The following is a 15,342-nucleotide window of genomic DNA, read 5'->3' as shown; positions in this document are numbered from 1 at the left end:
TCACCCGGCATTCAATCGATGCCACGGGCTTGGAGTACCCGGGTAATGATGGGGACTGGCGTCATTAGATGGTCGCGCATCAGGTTAGCGGCCTGCTCGGCATTGCGGGCGAGAATGACGTCCACCAGCGCAGCGTGCTCCTGGCGCTTGATGTCCAGCGCCTGGGGCGACATGACGGTCTCTTGCAGCCACAGGTGGCGATAGCGCTCTACCTGATCGAAGAGGGTGTCGCGCATCTGCAGCAGGTGGGGGGAGTTGCAGCCGCTGGCAATGGCGGTATGGAACGCCTTGTGGCGTAAATCCCAGCCGTCCAGCAGTTCGTCGGGGGAGCTGACGTCGGTGACTTTGGCCAGGCGGTGTGCCGTGGCCAGGACGTTGGCTTCCCAGTCGTCGTCGCCACGTTCGATGGCGAGGCGCAAAATCAGCCCTTCCAACTGAGCGCGAGCGTCGTAGATATCGTTCAGTTCGGCCAGCGACATGGCCGCCACTCGGTAGCCCCGTTGGCTGATGGCCACGACCAGCCGGTCGGCGACCAGCTGTGACAGCGCTTCACGCAGGGGGCCGGTGCTCACGCCGTAATACTCTTTCAAACGGCTCATCAAGAGCTTCTCTTCGGGGGCATAGCGGCCACGAATGATGTCCTGCTTGAGCGCGTGGTAAGCGCTAATCGCTAGGTTCTGGCGCGGTGCATCGTGCTCCATAGGGACTCCTTGGATCAGTGTGGCTTAGACCAATGTAGGGGCGTGGCGGTCAACATAGAATAACGGCTATTATCAATAAATTTTGAAAATTTGGCACAGGTAACGACATTCATGTGGGATTTCATCATTGTCGGCGGCGGCATACTGGGTTTTTCCACCGCCATGCAGTTGCAACAGGCCTACCCGGACAAACGCTTGCTGGTGTTGGAAAAGGAAGCAGGCCCCGCTCAGCATCAAACCGGCCATAACAGCGGCGTGATTCATGCCGGGGTGTATTACACGCCAGGAAGCCTGAAAGCGAAGTTTTGCCTGGAGGGTAACCGTGCGACCCGCGAGTTCTGTGACCAGCATGGCGTGCGTTACGACATCTGCGGCAAGCTGCTGGTGGCCACCAATCCGCTGGAAAAGCAGCGTATGGAAGCGCTCTGGGAGCGCACGGCGGCCAACGGTCTGGAGCGTGAATGGCTAGAGGCCGAGGCACTCAAGGAGCGCGAGCCCAATATCACCGGCGTAGCGGGTATTTTCGTGCCCTCTAGCGGTATTGTGAATTACGCTGAAGTCACCCGCGCCATGGCGGCAGAGTTCACGCGCCTTGGCGGTGAGATCCGCTTTGACCACCGCGTGACCGGGTTGGAAGAGCGTACCAACGAGGTAGTGGTGACGACCCAAAAGGGCGCTTTCACCGGTCGTTACCTCGTCTCTTGCTCGGGACTGATGGCCGATCGCGTCATCCGCATGCTGGGCAAAGACCCAGGTTTTACGATCTGCCCCTTCCGTGGCGAATACTACCTGCTTCCCGAGCGCCACAATCAAATCGTCAACCATCTGATTTACCCCATTCCCGATCCCGCCATGCCGTTCTTGGGCGTTCATCTGACGCGGATGATCGATGGCACGGTCACCGTGGGGCCGAACGCGGTGCTGGCGTTAAAACGCGAGGGCTACCGCAAGCAGGACATGTCGCTACGCGATATGGGGCAGATGTTCAGCCACCCAGGCATCCTGAAAGTGCTGGGCAAGCATCTCAAGCCTGGGCTGGTGGAAATGAGAAACTCGCTCTACAAGCGCGGCTATCTGGAGCTGGTTCGCAAGTACTGCCCGAGCCTGACCCTGGAGGATTTGACCCCTTACCCGGCGGGCGTACGTGCTCAGGCGGTCTCCAACGATGGTCGGCTGGTGGATGACTTCCTGTTCGTGAATACTCCGCGCACGGTCAACGTGGGCAATGCGCCATCGCCTGCGGCGACCTCGGCGCTACCCATTGGTGCGCATATCGTGGAGCAGGTGAAAACGTTGTTGGATTAGTATCTAACGCGACTGCCGTGCTAACGTTTAAATACCGTTCTCGGCGCCGCTGACGGCGGCGAGAAACTGGCTCCTTACCTCCCTTTACGTCAACCATAATCAATAAGTCCAAGCAGGACGGAGGCAATTCCAATGAAAAAACTAAAATATACCGTTGCAGCGACCATGATGGCGGCTGCTCTGCCCGCCAGCGCTCAGCAGCTCTCCATCGCGACCGGCGGTACCGGCGGCGTTTACTACCCCATCGGTGGTGGCTTTGCCGAAATGATCAACAACCATATCGAAGGTGCTCAAGCGACGGCTGAAGTGACCGGTGCCTCGGTCGAGAACATGGGCTTGATCATGCGTGGCGATGCCGATATGGCGCTGGCGTTGGCCGATACGGTCTACCAAGCCTATACCGGCACCGGCGATTTCGAAGGCCGCCAGATCGAGAACACCCGCGCGCTCGCGTCTGTGTATCCCAATGCTGTGCAGTTGGTCACCCTGGCAGAGTCTGACATTCAGAGCATTGCCGACCTAGCCGGTAAGCGTGTCTCTGTAGGCGCACCGGGTAGCGGCACCGAGCTGAACGCCCGTGCTCTGCTAGAAGCCAACGGCGTCAGCTATGAAGATTTCACTCCCCAGCGCCTGAACTTCAACGAAACCGCTGACGCGATTCGTGATGGCGATATCGATGCCGGTTTCTGGAGCGTTGGCCCGCCCACCAGCTCGATTCTCAACCTTGCTGCCACCCGCGATATTCGCCTGATCGGCCTGTCCGATGAAGAGATTGCCAACGCTCAGGAAGTGGAAGCGGTGTTTGCGCCTTATGAACTGGCCGCGGGCATGTACGACGGCATGGACGAGGCGGTACAGACCATCGGTATCCCTAACGTGCTGGTCGTCAACGCCGATATGGATGAAGAGCTGGCCTACCAGTTGACTCAGCTGCTGTTCGAAAACACCGATGAGCTGATTGCCGTTCACCCAGCGGCTAACGACACCACCATCGAGTTCACCATGAACTCTACGCCGGTACCGCTGCATCCGGGCGCGCTTCGCTACTTCGAAGAAGTCGGTGCGGATATCCCTGACAACCTGCGCCCGTAATCGCGAAGCCGCTATGCGGTGGTGTTTTCCACTGGTGGCGCTTTTCTCGATGAGCGGCATGTGCGCCGAAGCGGGGGCTGCCCCTGCTTCGGCGTCGCAGCGTCTGGTCGTCACGACCGCAGACCATCAGGCGCTGCTGGATGTCGCGGCACCCAGCGGCAGCCGCTGGTGCATCCAGTGGCAGCACTCGGTAAAGCATTTCACGGTCCTGGACTGCTACCGCAATGCGGCAGGAACGCTGCAGCTGGAGCGTAGCCATCAGCCGGATTTTGCCGCTGGGCTCGGGCATGTCCTGGGACGTGGCGAGCAAGTGTCGGATGGGAAGGGTGGCTACTGGATCAATGAGATTAACGAATCGGTGCCCAATAACCGCTACGCACTACGGGTGGGGGCTCTCGCGGTAAACCATCAGGTGGTCTGGCCCGATGGTGAGCATGCCGCGTGCAGCTTGAGCGAGCGGGTGGCCGGGCAGCGTGTCACGATTCAACTGATGGAGGCCCGCGACGTCTTGCCCCATGACGATATCTGTCAATGAAAGCTGTTGCCAAGCACATCACATAAAGCCGGGTGTACCACGCCTGGCGCTATTACATAACGTATAAGTTAGCTAACGCTTCCGAGGACTTCATGAACGAATCCACTCCACCGCCGGTCATCATGCCGGGCGGGAATGCGATTCAACCCCGCATTGTGCTGTGGTGTATCACCATTGTTGCCGTGGGGCTTTCGTTATTCCAACTCTATTCTGCGGGTATTCAACCCCTGGGTCTCTTCTATCAGCGCAGTATCCACCTTGCGCTGATCATGCTGTTGGCGTTTCTGATGTTTCCGGCTTTTGGCCCTCACCGTAAACGCGGTGTGCTGGGCTGGGGGATCGATTTTATCTTCTTCGCCGGGGCGCTGATCACCGGGGGGTACCTGGTGCTCAACCTGGACGCCATTTTCAGCCGCGCCGGATTCTGGAACGAGACGGACATTCTGGTGGCCTGTATTGCCACGGTGACCGTACTGGAAGCCAGCCGCCGTGCGGTGGGCCTGGGCATGACGATCATTGGCCTGCTGGCGATCATCTATGCCTTTGCCGGGCCACGGGGCGAGCTGCCCTGGCTGGGCGAGTGGATGCCCGGCATCATGGCCCACCGTGGCTACAGCCTCGACCGCGTGGCGGGTCAGCTCTACCTGGGGCAAGAAGGCATCTTCGGCCTGCCGCTGGGCGTGGCCGCCACTTATATCTTCATTTTCGTCCTGTTTGGGGCGTTTCTGGAAAGCACGGGCGCAGGCAAGTTCTTCATCGACATGGCTTACGCAGCCACGGGCAGGCAGCGTGGTGGCCCGGCGAAGGCGGCGGTGCTGGCATCGGCGGGCATGGGGTCGATTTCTGGCAGTGCCATCGCCAACGTGGTGACCACCGGAGCGTTCACCATTCCGCTGATGAAGAAGCTGGGCTACAAGCCGAAGCAGGCGGGAGGCATCGAGGCTGCGGCTTCTACCGGTGGGCAGATCATGCCGCCGCTGATGGGGGCCGGGGCGTTCCTGATTGCCGAGTACACCAATACGCCGTACCTGGAAATCGTCAAGATCAGTATTCTGCCGGCCATCATGTACTTTGCCACGGTGTATCTCTTCGTCCACATCATCGCCTTGAAGCAAGGCATGCAGGGCATGCCCAAGAGCGAGCTGCCGCAGATGCGCCAGGTAATGAAGGATGGCTGGCATTTCCTGCTGCCGCTGGCGGTGCTGGTATGGCTGCTGGCCATGAGCATGTCGCCCATGCGGGTGGGCTACTACGCGGTGGTGACCATGGTCGCCGTGGCGGTGATCCGCTATGCGCTGTGGTACTTCTTCGTGGCTCCCAAGCAGGGCCAACCCGTGACCTTCGAGCGCACCAGGGGGGTGCTGTGGGCCGGGTTGGTGAAGCTGGTTCAGGGGCTGGAGCTGGGCGCGCGCAACGCCGTGGCGGTCTCGATGGCCTGTGCCGTGGCAGGGATCATCGTGGGCGTCGTGGGGCTGACCGGCCTGGGGCTCAAGTTCTCCTCCATGATGCTGGCCTTCTCTGGCGGTAACCTGGTGCTGGCACTGTTGATGGTTCTGTTGGCGAGTCTGATTCTGGGCATGGGTCTGCCCGTGACGGCCAGCTATATCGTATTGATCGTGCTGGTCGGCCCAGCCTTGACTGCCGAGTTCGGCGTGCCGCTGCTGATCGCTCACCTGGTGGTGTTCTGGTACTCCCAGGACTCCAACGTGACGCCTCCCATCGCCTTGGCAGGCTTTGCCGGGGCAGCGATTGCGGGCAGTAAACCCATGGAAACTGGCGTGCAGGCGTGGAAGTTTGCCAAGGGGCTCTACCTGATCCCGCTGTTCATGGTGTACAACCCGGAGATCATCGTGGGTGGGCCGGTACCAGTGGTGATCTGGAACGGCGTCATCGCCATTCTGGCGCTTGGGGCGTTTGCCGCGTCGCTGGAGGGCTACCTGTTCACGCGCATGTCTTGGGTGCCGCGTCTGGCCATTGGCGGCGCGATCTTCGCAGTGTTCTACCCCAGCCTGTGGACAGAAATCGCAGGCGTGGTGGTCATGGCGGTGGTCATTGCGGCCAACTGGCAAGCCAGCCGACGTGAGGCGCTGAGCGTAGCGAGTTAACGGCCATCCCTAACAGAAAGCCCGGAAACCTTGAGAGGTTCCCGGGCTTTTTCATGCCTGCGGTTCAGGTTGGACTGTCGACCACGGGGCGGACTGGAGGGCAGTTAGAAGATCGATTCTGCTGCGCCTGAGCCCTGTGAGCCGCTGGCTTCTTCCAGTTCCTGGCTGATCCGGCGTGCCTGGTAGTCGGGCAAGTGGTCACGGTGGAACAGCTCGGAAATACCGCCCGGCTGGTCATCGTGCAGGCGACGTCCCGTTTCCGAGTCTACGCGTGCCGAGACCACCGTGTCGGGGCGATCCGGAATCGCCGACGGCGAGCCTGCCAACGCATCCCCCATGAACTCGATCCAGATGGGCAGGGCGGCATTGGCACCATACTCGGCGATGGTTTCATTGCTGTCCTTGCCGACCCAAACGGTGGTCACCAGCGCGCTGTTGAAGCCCGCGAACCAGGCATCCCGTTGGCTGTTGGTGGTGCCCGTCTTGCCCACGATGTCATCGCGATTCAGGCTGAGCGCTGCACGGCCAGTGCCCGAGGTAATGACGTCGCGCAGCATGTCACGCAGGATATACACCGCCGCCGCATCGGCTACGCGGGGAGCAACGGGGTAGGTCTTGCCATCGATTTCCACGGTTTCCTGGCCTTCGGCACAGCTGGCACAGGCCACTTGCGGGGTGGCTTCGTCGATCAACTCGTTGTCGTCATCGCGGGTAATCCGGTCGATGAACCAGGGGGAGACCTGGAAGCCGCCGTTGGCAATCACGGCGTAGGCATTGGTCATTTCCAGCGGCGTCAGGTCGGCACTGCCCAGCGCCAGCGACAGGCCACGTGGCAGGCGCTGGGGTGCAAACCCGAACCCTTCCAGGTACTGGATGGTGTGATCCAACCCCATGGTCTGCAGCACACGAATGGTGACCAGGTTGCGAGAGCGAGCCAGCGCAGGGCGCAAGCGCATGGGGCCCTGGAAGTCACGGCTGGCGTTCACCGGGCGCCACAGGGCGTTGCTGCCGTCGTCCAGCACTACGGGGGCATCATTGACCACGCTGGCGGCGTTCATTTCGCCATCTTCCAGTGCCGCCAGATAGATGAACGGCTTGAAGATGGAACCCGACTGGCGCTGAGCCTGTACGGCGCGGTTGAACTTGCTGGCGTTGAAGTCGAAGCCACCTTGCAGGGCCAGAATCGCACCGGTACGCGGGTCCTGGGCCACCAGGGAGCCTTCGGCATCCGGGCGTTGAGAGAGACGCAGGGAGCCGTCGTCATTCTCAATGACACGAATCAGGTCGCCGCGCTCGGCAATCTGGCTGGCGCTACTGGGTTCGGCACCTCGGCTGCGCGGGCTGAGGTAGGGGCGCGCCCAGCTCAAGCCGCTCCAGGCGATGGTGTGCAGTTCACCGCCACGGGTGAGTACCTGCATTTCGCGGCCACTGCTTTCGACCACGATGGCGGGACGCAGCAGTCCATAATTGGGCGTGCGCTCCAGTACTTGAAGCCAGTTGCTCACGTCGCCATCTACGCCTTCGACTTCTGTTTGGCTACGTTGCGCTGCCTGACGGGCAGTTTGGCGAATCTCAGGCGACTCAGATAGCTCCTCTTCCAAGCCTTGGGTGTTGGTCTGCTCCTGGGCTTCGACCAGGCTAGGGGCGATTTCACGCTGTTCGGCACCGCGCCAGCCGTGACGCAGGTCATAGGCAATCAAACCGTTGGCCAATGCCTGGCGGGCGAAAGGCTGCATGGTGCTGTCGATGGTGGTGTAAATGCGGTAGCCGCCGGTATAGGCCGCATCGCCAAAGCGCTCGATGGCGTACTGACGGGCCATTTCAGAGACATAGGCCGCATCCACCTCGGTTTGGGTGAAGTGGCGACGAGCGGTGACCGGGGCCTGCACCGAGGCTTGGTAAGCCTCGTTGTCGATGTAGCCCAGTTCGCGCATGCGGAACAGGATCCAGTTACGACGAATCAGCGAGCGCTCGGAGTTGGCCAGCGGGTTGAAGGCAGACGGCGCCTTGGGCAGGCCTGCAATCATGGCAGTTTCGGCCAGGCTCAGCTCGGCCAGCGGTTTGTTGTAGTAGGTCTCCGCCGCTGCGGCAATACCGTAGGCGCGGTTGCCAAGGAAGATCTTGTTGACGTAGAGCTCGAAGATTTCCTCTTTGCTGAGCACTTTTTCCATCTGCAGGGCCAGCAGGATCTCGCGTATTTTACGCGTGAACGTCTGGTCCAGGGTCAGCATGTAGTTACGCGCCACCTGCATGGTAATGGTCGAGCCGCCCGACTGAATGGTGCCACCGCTCTGTACTAGCTCCACCGCTGCTCGGGCCAGGCCGCGCGGGTCGACGCCGGCATGGTTGAAGAAGCTGGCATCCTCGGCGGCAATCAGCGCGTTGACCATGTTGTCCGGGATGTCATCGAAGTCGATCGCCATGCGGCGCTCTTCGCCAAATTCGCCAATCAGCTTGCCGTCATTGGTGTAGATACGGAGCGGCGTGTGCAGCTCGAAATCCTGCAGTTGCCGAACGTCGGGCAAACCCGGAGAGAAGTAGATCGCCGCGCCGATGACCGCCAGTACCGTGGCGCCCATCAGCGCAACGACCAGCGAAAATAGCGACAGCACTAGAGTTCGTAAAAACGTCATGAACAGTGGGCACCCATGAAAAGAGAGTAGGTATGGTGGTGTAACCGCCATAGCGCGCAATGGCTGCCATTATAGGAAGGGGAAGCAGCGGCCACCAGTGTTGATATGGCGTAGAGGCATTGGCGTGTGCCTTAAGCAAAAATCATGTAACCTCGAAACTTGCACGATAGGCAGGCGGAGCCGGACTCAACATGCGCTTACTAGCACCCAGTAAAGGGTTGATTGGTGTCGATATTACCTCGGCGACCGTCAAGCTGCTCGAACTCAAGCAGTGCAATGACAATTTTCAGGTAGAAAGCTACGCCGTGCGCCCCCTGCGTGAAGGCGCAGTGGTCGAGCGACGCATCCGAGATATCAACGATGTGGCCAACGTGTTGAGTCGGGCAGTGGAGCATGCCAAGCCTTCGACCCGCAAGGCCGCCGTCGCCGTTCCCGCCAGCGCTGCGATTACCAAAACGCTGCAGTTTCCCGTCTCGCTCAGCGAAGACGAGATAGAAGAACGGATCATCGCCGAGTCTGACCGCCATATCCCCTTTCCGTTCAGTGAAGTGGCGTTCGATTTTCACTGCCTGGGCCCTGCGCCTTTCGATGAAGAGCAGCAGCAGGTCATTCTGGTGGCTTGCCGTCAGCAGGATGTCTCCCAATTGACCGAAACCCTGGAGCGTGCAGGGCTCGAACCCGCTGCCGTCGACGTGGAAACCTTCGCCATGGAGCGCTCGTTGGCCGAGCTGCGCCGCCAGCTGAAGGTGGATAGCGACCCCAACGCCTGCGTCGGCCTGGTGGATGTCGGGGCCAACATGAATGCCTTCCATGTAGTGCGCGGTGGTCATATCGTCTACAGCCGCGACACGGTGTTTGGTGGCCGACAGCTGACCGATGCCATCCGTGACTACTATTCGCTCAGTATCGAAGAAGCCGGGTTTGCCAAGAAACGCGGTGGCTTGCCCGATGACTATCAGGAGAAAGTGCTCAATCCCTTTCTTGACACGGTCGTCCAACAGGTGGGGCGCTCCTTGCAGCTTTATTACACCGCTGGCCGCCAGCATGAAGTGCAGCATATCGTTCTGGCCGGCGGGTCGAGCGTGATACCCGGCTTGGCAGAGCGTATCTCCGAAGATAGCGGCATGACGGTGACCATTGCCAATCCGTTTCAACGTATGCGGATCAACAAGCGTCTCAATATCGAAGGGCTTACCAACGATGCACCGGCCATGCTGACCGCGGGCGGGCTGGCCATGAGGGCCGGGCTATGAGCATCACCATCAACCTGCTGCCCTGGCGTGAGGCGCGACGGCAGCGACGCACGCGACGCTTCGCGCAGCTGGTCATCCTGATGTTGCTGCTGGGCGTGGGGCTTGGACTGGGCGCTTCGCAACTTTATCAGCAGAAGCTGGCGGCGCAGCAGCAGCGCAATGCGTACATCACGCAACAGCTCGAGCGTTTGAACAGTGAAATTGCCGATGTGCAGCGCTATCAGGCCTCGGTAGCTCGCCTGGGTGAGCAATTGACGCTGTTTCAAACGCTGCAGGGCGAGCGGGCCAGTACGGTCAAGTTGTTCAATGACATCGCCGCCAGCGTGGTCGATGGCGTGGTGTATCAGCGTCTGGCGCGCAGTGGTGACCGTATCAGTATTTCGGCCATGGCCGGTAACGAGCGGCAGGTGTCCGAGCAGCTTCGTCAAATCGCCGACATGCCAGGCTTGGGAGTGCCGCTGTTGTCGGAAGTCGCCAGCGGCCAGGATGGCACCAGCCGGGTTTTTCAGTTCGAGGTGGTGCAAGTGCTGCCCAGTAGCGAGGAGTCAGCGCCATGATCTGGAGCCGACAGCGGTGGCGTGACGAGAGGCAGCGTCTGCAGAGCGTCGATTGGCAAGCGCTGGATGTAAAAGAGGCGGGCGAGTGGCCCACCTTGTTAAAAGGCCTGTGCTGCTTGCTGGCATTTGTCATCGTGTTCGGCGGTCTGAGCTGGTGGCTGGTCGGCGAGAAGCGCATTGCGCTGGAAGCGGCGCAGCGCCAGGAAGTGCGTTTGCTGGGTGAGTACCGTGGCAAGGTGGGTGAAGCGGCTTTCTTGCCGGAGGTACGCGACCAGTTGACGCTGTTGGAAGAGCAGATTTCCTCGATGCGCGCCATGCTCCCCACCAGCGCCGAGATCCCCACGCTGCTGGACGGTATCAGCGATGCTGCGGTGAGCAACAATCTGACCATCGAGACGATTCGCCTTCGCCCCACGGCACTCAATACCCACTATGTCGAGCACCCCTTCGATATCCAGGTGAGGGGCGGCTTCCATGAGTTGGCACGCTTCGTGGCGGATATTAGCCAGCAGGCGCGGATCATCACCCAGCAGGATGTCACTCTGGTGCCTATTGAGCAGGGCAGTGATACGCTGCGCATGTCGCTGCTGGCGCGCACCTATAGCTATATAGATGATGCAGAGCAGGGGGGCACTCCATGAAGCGTTGGCCCGTTCTGGTAGGGTGCCTGTTACTGCTGGCTGGCTGTGGGGATGCCAACCTGGCTCAGTTGGACGAACAGCTCAATGACATTCGGCGTAGCCCAGCGGGGCAGCCGCCGATAGAAATACCGACGATTCCCGATTACCGAGTGGTCGATTATCGTTATAGTGATGCACGTAGCCCCTTTTTGGCACCCGAGAGCATTCGTACGCAGGCCTCGTCGGCCTTGCTGGAAAGTGCCCTTGCCCCGGACCAGCAGCGCCCTCCCGAGCCGTTGGAGCAGTTTCCGTTGCCATCGCTGCGCCTGGTGGGCACGCTGCGCATGGGCGGTCAGCAGGTGGGTATGATTGCCGCGCCGGATGGCAGTGTGACCAGCGTCAGGGTGGGCAACTATCTGGGTACCGACCATGGGCGCATCACGGCCATTGAACCGCAGCAGGTGCGGCTGACCGAGCGCATTTTCAATCAGCAGCAAGGCTGGCAGGAGCGCCCGGCGGCGCTGACGTTGGAGTAAGCCGCAAGCGCCTTGCCACATAACGTGTTTCGACCTTTTTCAGTTACTGGATGACTTTTTATGGCCATCACGCTCCGCCAAATAACGCCTTCCTTGTTTGCCATGATGCCTGCGCTGGCCTGGGGCTCCGTGCTCACTGCGCTGGACGTGCGAGAAACCTCGCGTGGCGATGTGGAGCTGCTGCTGCAGTTCAGCGGTGGCGTGGCGGAGCTGAGCGGCTATCGTCTGGATGCGCCGCCGCGTCTGGCGCTGGACTTGGCCGATACGCAAAGCGGCCTGGCACAGCGTCGCATCAATGTCGGCAGTGCAGGCGTCGAACGCATCACGGCGCTGGAGGGCAATGGCCGAACGCGGTTGGTGGTCGACCTGAGCCAGCCGTTGGAATACACCTCGCGGGTCGACGGCGACCGGTTGAGGATTACGCTCTCGCCTGATGCCTCGCCTCAGGGAGGTCTGGAAACGTCGCAAGGCCCCCAGGTCAGTGATATCGACTTCCGTCGCGGTACGGATGGCTCGGGGCGCCTGTTGGTGACCTTCGACCGTGACGGTGTCGTCACTCAGGTGCGTGAAGGCAGTGGGGGGCGCGTGATTGCCGAATTGCGAGACGTGGACATCCCCGATGCCTTGAACCAGATTTACGATGTCACCGATTTTGCTACGCCGATTACCCGCATCACGCCCCGTTCCGGGCAGCGTGACACGCTGCTGGAGCTGCAAACGGAAGGCCCTTACGCCATGTTGTCCTCGCAGAGTGGCCGCACGTTGACCATCGAGGTCCAGCCGGTGAGCCAGGCACCGCAGCGGCAGCGCGAGCGCGAAGGGCAGTCGTTCACGGGTGATCGCCTGAGTCTCAACTTTCAGGATATCGAAGTGCGTGCCGTGCTGGCGACGCTGGCCGAGTTTACTGGCCTGAACCTGGTGGCCAGCGACAGCGTGACGGGGCGCGTCACCTTGAACCTGAACGAAGTCCCTTGGGACCAGGCGCTGGCATTGATTCTGCAAAGTCAGGGGCTCTCCAGTCGCGAGCAGGGCAATGTCATCGTGGTGGCCCCCGCCAGCGAGCTGGCTGACCTGGAGCGGCAGGAGATCGAGGCGCGCAATCAGCAGCAGACCCTTGCCCCGCTGATCACCGAGTTCGTCGAGGTCAAATACGCGCGGGCAGAAGATCTGGCGCAGCTGCTGCGCGGTGGTGACGGGTTTGGCTTGTTGACCGACCGTGGCCGCGTCAGCGTCGATCAGCGTACCAATACGCTGCTCATTCAAGACACGGCGGAGCAAGTGCGCGACATCATGCGTACCCTGGACAGGCTGGATGTGGCGGTGCGCCAGGTGCAGATCGAGGCACGTATCGTGATTGCCCGAGATACCGCTTCCCGGGAGCTGGGCGTGAACTGGGGCGTCTCCAGCACCCGAGGCTTCCTGGAAAACGAAGCCGGGCAGTTCGAGCCGCGCAACATCAATCCTGGTGGCCTCAACCGTGCCCAGGGTGGGCTGGCCGTTGACCTGGGCTCTACCGCCGCGGCCAGCACGGGCTTCAGCTTTGGTTATCTCTCGGGGGATATTCTGCTCGACCTGGAGCTGCGCGCCCTGGAAAGCGAAGGCAAGAGCCAGACCATTTCGCAGCCACGCGTGATTACCGCCAACCAGCGCACGGCCACCATCCGCCAAGGCGAAGAGCGGGCCTTCCAGAGCGTCGATGCCCAAGGCAACCCCGATACCGAGTTCAAGGAGGCGGAGCTGTCGCTGGAAGTCACGCCGCAAATTACCCCGGACAATCGCATCATCATGGATCTGGTAATCAAGAACGACAGTTTCCGTGAAAGCGAGTTTGGCGGCGAGCCGCCCATCGACACCAATCAGATCGAAACCCAGGTGCTGGTCGATAACGGTCAGACGGTGGTGCTGGGCGGAATCCTGACCACCGAGCAGCTGAGCCAGATGGCCAAGACGCCGCTGCTGGGTGATCTGCCCTTTATCGGTCGGCTGTTCCGCTATACCGAAGAGAGCAATGAAAAGGTAGAGTTACTGGTCTTTATCACTCCCCGATTACTTGATGATGGTTTGGCGGTTCGCTGATGCAGGATTTACCCAATATTTTTTTGATCGGCCCCATGGGGGCTGGCAAGAGCACGATAGGTCGCCTGTTGGCGGCGGAGCTGTCGCGCTCCTTTCATGATAGCGACCATGCCATACAGGATCGTTGCGGTGCCGATATCCCGTGGATTTTCGACGTGGAAGGGGAGCCCGGTTTTCGTCAGCGCGAAATCCAGATGATTGACGAGCTGACACGGCTTTCTGGCGTGGTGGTGGCCACCGGAGGTGGGGCGGTGCTGCGTGAAGAGAATCGCCGTGCACTGCGTGAACGCGGTACCGTGGTATACCTGATGACCACCGTAGAGCAACAGCTCAAGCGCACGGCCAAGGATCGTAATCGTCCGCTGCTCCAGTGTGCCGATCGGGAGCAGGTGCTCAACGACATGTTCGCCACCCGTGACCCCCTCTATCGCGCCACGTCCGATATTACCGTACGCACGGATCGACGCAGTCCCCGTGCCGTGGTCAATGAAATTCTGCGCCGGGTCCACCGGCTGGTCGACCCGCTGGAAGCAACAGGCACAACGCAAACAAAGGTATCGTCATGACACAGCCCTCAGGCATAGAACGCACTCTGAACGTGGATCTGGGTGAGCGCAGCTACCCTATCCATATTGGCGTTGGGCTATTAAATCGCTCAGACAGTTTTGTGCCCTATCTGGCCGGTAGCCAAGTCATGATCGTTACCAATGAAACCGTGGCGCCGCACTACTTAGACACGCTGCGTTCTAGCTTACCCGAGCATTTAGACGTGCGTGCCGTGGTGCTGCCAGATGGCGAGCAGTACAAAACCATCGAGCAGGTAGGACGCATTTGGGATGCGCTGCTGGAAGCCGGCTTTAACCGCCGCTGCACACTCATTGCCCTTGGCGGCGGTGTGATTGGCGATATGGTGGGCTATGCCGCTGCTTCCTATCAGCGCGGCGTGGCGTTCATTCAAGTGCCCACCACACTACTTTCTCAGGTGGACTCCTCGGTAGGCGGTAAAACCGGGGTCAACCATCCGCTGGGCAAGAACATGATTGGCGCTTTCTGGCAGCCCAAAGCCGTCATCGTCGATATCGATACCCTGGCCACGCTGCCGCCCCGGGAGCTGTCGGCGGGCCTGGCCGAAGTGGTGAAGTATGGCTTCATTCGTGACGAAGACTTTTTGGGCTGGTTGGAAGCGCACATGGATGCCCTGCGTCAGGTGGAGCCAGGCATCGTGGCCGAGGCGATTGCCAAAAGCTGCCAGATCAAGGCCGACATCGTGGCCGAAGACGAAACCGAGCAGGGGGTTCGCGCACTGTTGAACCTGGGGCATACCTTTGGCCATGCCATCGAAGCGCATCAGGGGTATGGCAACTGGCTGCACGGTGAGGCAGTGGGGGCGGGCATGGCCATGGCGGCCACGCTGTCATGCCAGCTGGGCTGGATCACGGAGGATGCGCTGGCGCGCACTCGGTCGGTGATTGAAAGTGCCGGACTACCGCTGGCCGCGCCGCGTGATATGAGCGCAGACGACTTTCTGGTGCGCATGCGCCTGGACAAGAAAAACGTCGATGCGCGCCTGCGCCTGGTGCTGCTCAAGGCGCTGGGGGATGCCTGCGTCAGCGATGCCACGCCCCCGGAACTGCTGACCGAGCTGCTGACCGGCTACCCTCGCGCCTAGCGAGGTAGCGTCGGATGCTGATCATGCGTCAGTCATGATATTGGCAAAGCCCGCCCACTCCACGGCGGGCTTTTTATTGGCTCCCAGTATCCAATCAGCATGGCTTATGCGCTATCGGCATGGGTTTTTTGCTTTATTTTAGACCAAAGTCTAATGCTTTGTAGGCAGCGTTTAAAAATCGTGCAATGACTGTGCAAGTGCTTGAAGTGTATGTATTTTTTTGTAGTTTGAGCATGCAACTACAGGATTTGACAAGGTTT

The 15,342-nt window shown here is 60.5% G+C and carries 13 protein-coding genes; 11 read left to right on the top strand and 2 right to left on the bottom strand.

Annotated features, from left to right (window positions below; all coding sequences use genetic code 11):
* Positions 1-11: 11 nt before the first annotated feature.
* Positions 12-701, bottom strand: a complete 690-nt coding sequence (gene csiR / locus RVM26_RS11670; RefSeq protein ID WP_287807700.1) for a DNA-binding transcriptional regulator CsiR — start codon at positions 699-701, stop codon at positions 12-14.
* Positions 702-812: 111 nt separating this feature from the next.
* Between csiR and lhgO the strand changes: the two genes are divergently transcribed.
* The 4 genes from lhgO (at position 813) to RVM26_RS11650 (ending at position 5,738) form a co-directional block, all read left to right on the top strand.
* The gene (gene lhgO, locus RVM26_RS11665) at positions 813-2,006 is read left to right on the top strand and encodes an L-2-hydroxyglutarate dehydrogenase (RefSeq protein ID WP_287807697.1); all 1,194 of its coding nucleotides are present in this window, start codon (positions 813-815) and stop codon (positions 2,004-2,006) included.
* Positions 2,007-2,138: 132 nt separating this feature from the next.
* The gene (locus RVM26_RS11660; protein ID WP_287807696.1) at positions 2,139-3,098 is read left to right on the top strand and encodes a TAXI family TRAP transporter solute-binding subunit; all 960 of its coding nucleotides are present in this window, start codon (positions 2,139-2,141) and stop codon (positions 3,096-3,098) included.
* Positions 3,099-3,111: 13 nt separating this feature from the next.
* Complete coding sequence (locus tag RVM26_RS11655; RefSeq protein WP_498938745.1) at positions 3,112-3,633, top strand: DUF1850 domain-containing protein; 522 nt, start codon at positions 3,112-3,114, stop codon at positions 3,631-3,633.
* Between the two features lie 92 nt (positions 3,634-3,725).
* Positions 3,726-5,738: a TRAP transporter permease gene (locus RVM26_RS11650; protein ID WP_287807691.1), complete on the top strand. Its 2,013-nt coding sequence runs from the start codon at positions 3,726-3,728 to the stop codon at positions 5,736-5,738.
* Between the two features lie 104 nt (positions 5,739-5,842).
* On the opposite strand, the gene RVM26_RS11645 is transcribed toward RVM26_RS11650, so the two are convergent.
* Positions 5,843-8,371 (bottom strand): penicillin-binding protein 1A, encoded by a 2,529-nt coding sequence (locus RVM26_RS11645; protein WP_287807689.1) that lies wholly within the window; start codon positions 8,369-8,371, stop codon positions 5,843-5,845.
* Between the two features lie 191 nt (positions 8,372-8,562).
* Between RVM26_RS11645 and pilM the strand changes: the two genes are divergently transcribed.
* The 7 genes from pilM to aroB are packed head-to-tail and all read left to right on the top strand — an operon-like array spanning position 8,563 to position 15,082.
* Positions 8,563-9,624 (top strand): type IV pilus assembly protein PilM, encoded by a 1,062-nt coding sequence (gene pilM / locus RVM26_RS11640; RefSeq protein WP_039180108.1) that lies wholly within the window; start codon positions 8,563-8,565, stop codon positions 9,622-9,624.
* Positions 9,621-10,181 (top strand): PilN domain-containing protein, encoded by a 561-nt coding sequence (locus RVM26_RS11635; protein WP_498938743.1) that lies wholly within the window; start codon positions 9,621-9,623, stop codon positions 10,179-10,181. The genes pilM and RVM26_RS11635 overlap by 4 nt, the downstream gene beginning before the upstream one ends.
* Positions 10,178-10,822, top strand: a complete 645-nt coding sequence (locus RVM26_RS11630) for a type IV pilus inner membrane component PilO (RefSeq protein WP_498938741.1) — start codon at positions 10,178-10,180, stop codon at positions 10,820-10,822. Before RVM26_RS11635 ends, RVM26_RS11630 begins: the two co-directional genes overlap by 4 nt.
* Complete coding sequence (locus RVM26_RS11625) at positions 10,819-11,337, top strand: pilus assembly protein PilP (protein ID WP_167385710.1); 519 nt, start codon at positions 10,819-10,821, stop codon at positions 11,335-11,337. The genes RVM26_RS11630 and RVM26_RS11625 overlap by 4 nt, the downstream gene beginning before the upstream one ends.
* A gap of 60 nt (positions 11,338-11,397) precedes the next feature.
* Positions 11,398-13,413 carry a type IV pilus secretin PilQ gene (locus RVM26_RS11620; RefSeq protein WP_498938739.1) on the top strand — a complete coding sequence of 672 codons (2,016 nt, stop codon included), beginning with the start codon at positions 11,398-11,400 and terminating at the stop codon, positions 13,411-13,413.
* On the top strand, positions 13,413-13,979 hold the full coding sequence (gene aroK, locus RVM26_RS11615) for a shikimate kinase AroK (protein ID WP_039180095.1): 567 nt from the start codon (positions 13,413-13,415) through the stop codon (positions 13,977-13,979). The genes RVM26_RS11620 and aroK overlap by 1 nt, the downstream gene beginning before the upstream one ends.
* Positions 13,976-15,082 carry a 3-dehydroquinate synthase family protein gene (gene aroB / locus RVM26_RS11610; protein WP_498938737.1) on the top strand — a complete coding sequence of 369 codons (1,107 nt, stop codon included), beginning with the start codon at positions 13,976-13,978 and terminating at the stop codon, positions 15,080-15,082. Before aroK ends, aroB begins: the two co-directional genes overlap by 4 nt.
* Positions 15,083-15,342 lie beyond the last annotated feature (260 nt).

The sequence above is a fragment of the Halomonas sp. KM072 genome (assembly GCF_050710315.1).
Classification (GTDB): domain Bacteria; phylum Pseudomonadota; class Gammaproteobacteria; order Pseudomonadales; family Halomonadaceae; genus Vreelandella; species Vreelandella hamiltonii.
This window is presented reverse-complemented; position numbering and strand designations above follow the sequence as displayed.

Coding starts and splice junctions, on each gene's coding strand:
- csiR (WP_287807700.1), bottom strand. CDS start 701: ATGGAGCACGATGCACCGCGCCAGAACCTAGCGATTAGCGCTTACCAC.
- lhgO (WP_287807697.1), top strand. CDS start 813: ATGTGGGATTTCATCATTGTCGGCGGCGGCATACTGGGTTTTTCCACC.
- RVM26_RS11660 (WP_287807696.1), top strand. CDS start 2,139: ATGAAAAAACTAAAATATACCGTTGCAGCGACCATGATGGCGGCTGCT.
- RVM26_RS11655 (WP_498938745.1), top strand. CDS start 3,112: ATGCGGTGGTGTTTTCCACTGGTGGCGCTTTTCTCGATGAGCGGCATG.
- RVM26_RS11650 (WP_287807691.1), top strand. CDS start 3,726: ATGAACGAATCCACTCCACCGCCGGTCATCATGCCGGGCGGGAATGCG.
- RVM26_RS11645 (WP_287807689.1), bottom strand. CDS start 8,371: ATGACGTTTTTACGAACTCTAGTGCTGTCGCTATTTTCGCTGGTCGTT.
- pilM (WP_039180108.1), top strand. CDS start 8,563: ATGCGCTTACTAGCACCCAGTAAAGGGTTGATTGGTGTCGATATTACC.
- RVM26_RS11635 (WP_498938743.1), top strand. CDS start 9,621: ATGAGCATCACCATCAACCTGCTGCCCTGGCGTGAGGCGCGACGGCAG.
- RVM26_RS11630 (WP_498938741.1), top strand. CDS start 10,178: ATGATCTGGAGCCGACAGCGGTGGCGTGACGAGAGGCAGCGTCTGCAG.
- RVM26_RS11625 (WP_167385710.1), top strand. CDS start 10,819: ATGAAGCGTTGGCCCGTTCTGGTAGGGTGCCTGTTACTGCTGGCTGGC.
- RVM26_RS11620 (WP_498938739.1), top strand. CDS start 11,398: ATGGCCATCACGCTCCGCCAAATAACGCCTTCCTTGTTTGCCATGATG.
- aroK (WP_039180095.1), top strand. CDS start 13,413: ATGCAGGATTTACCCAATATTTTTTTGATCGGCCCCATGGGGGCTGGC.
- aroB (WP_498938737.1), top strand. CDS start 13,976: ATGACACAGCCCTCAGGCATAGAACGCACTCTGAACGTGGATCTGGGT.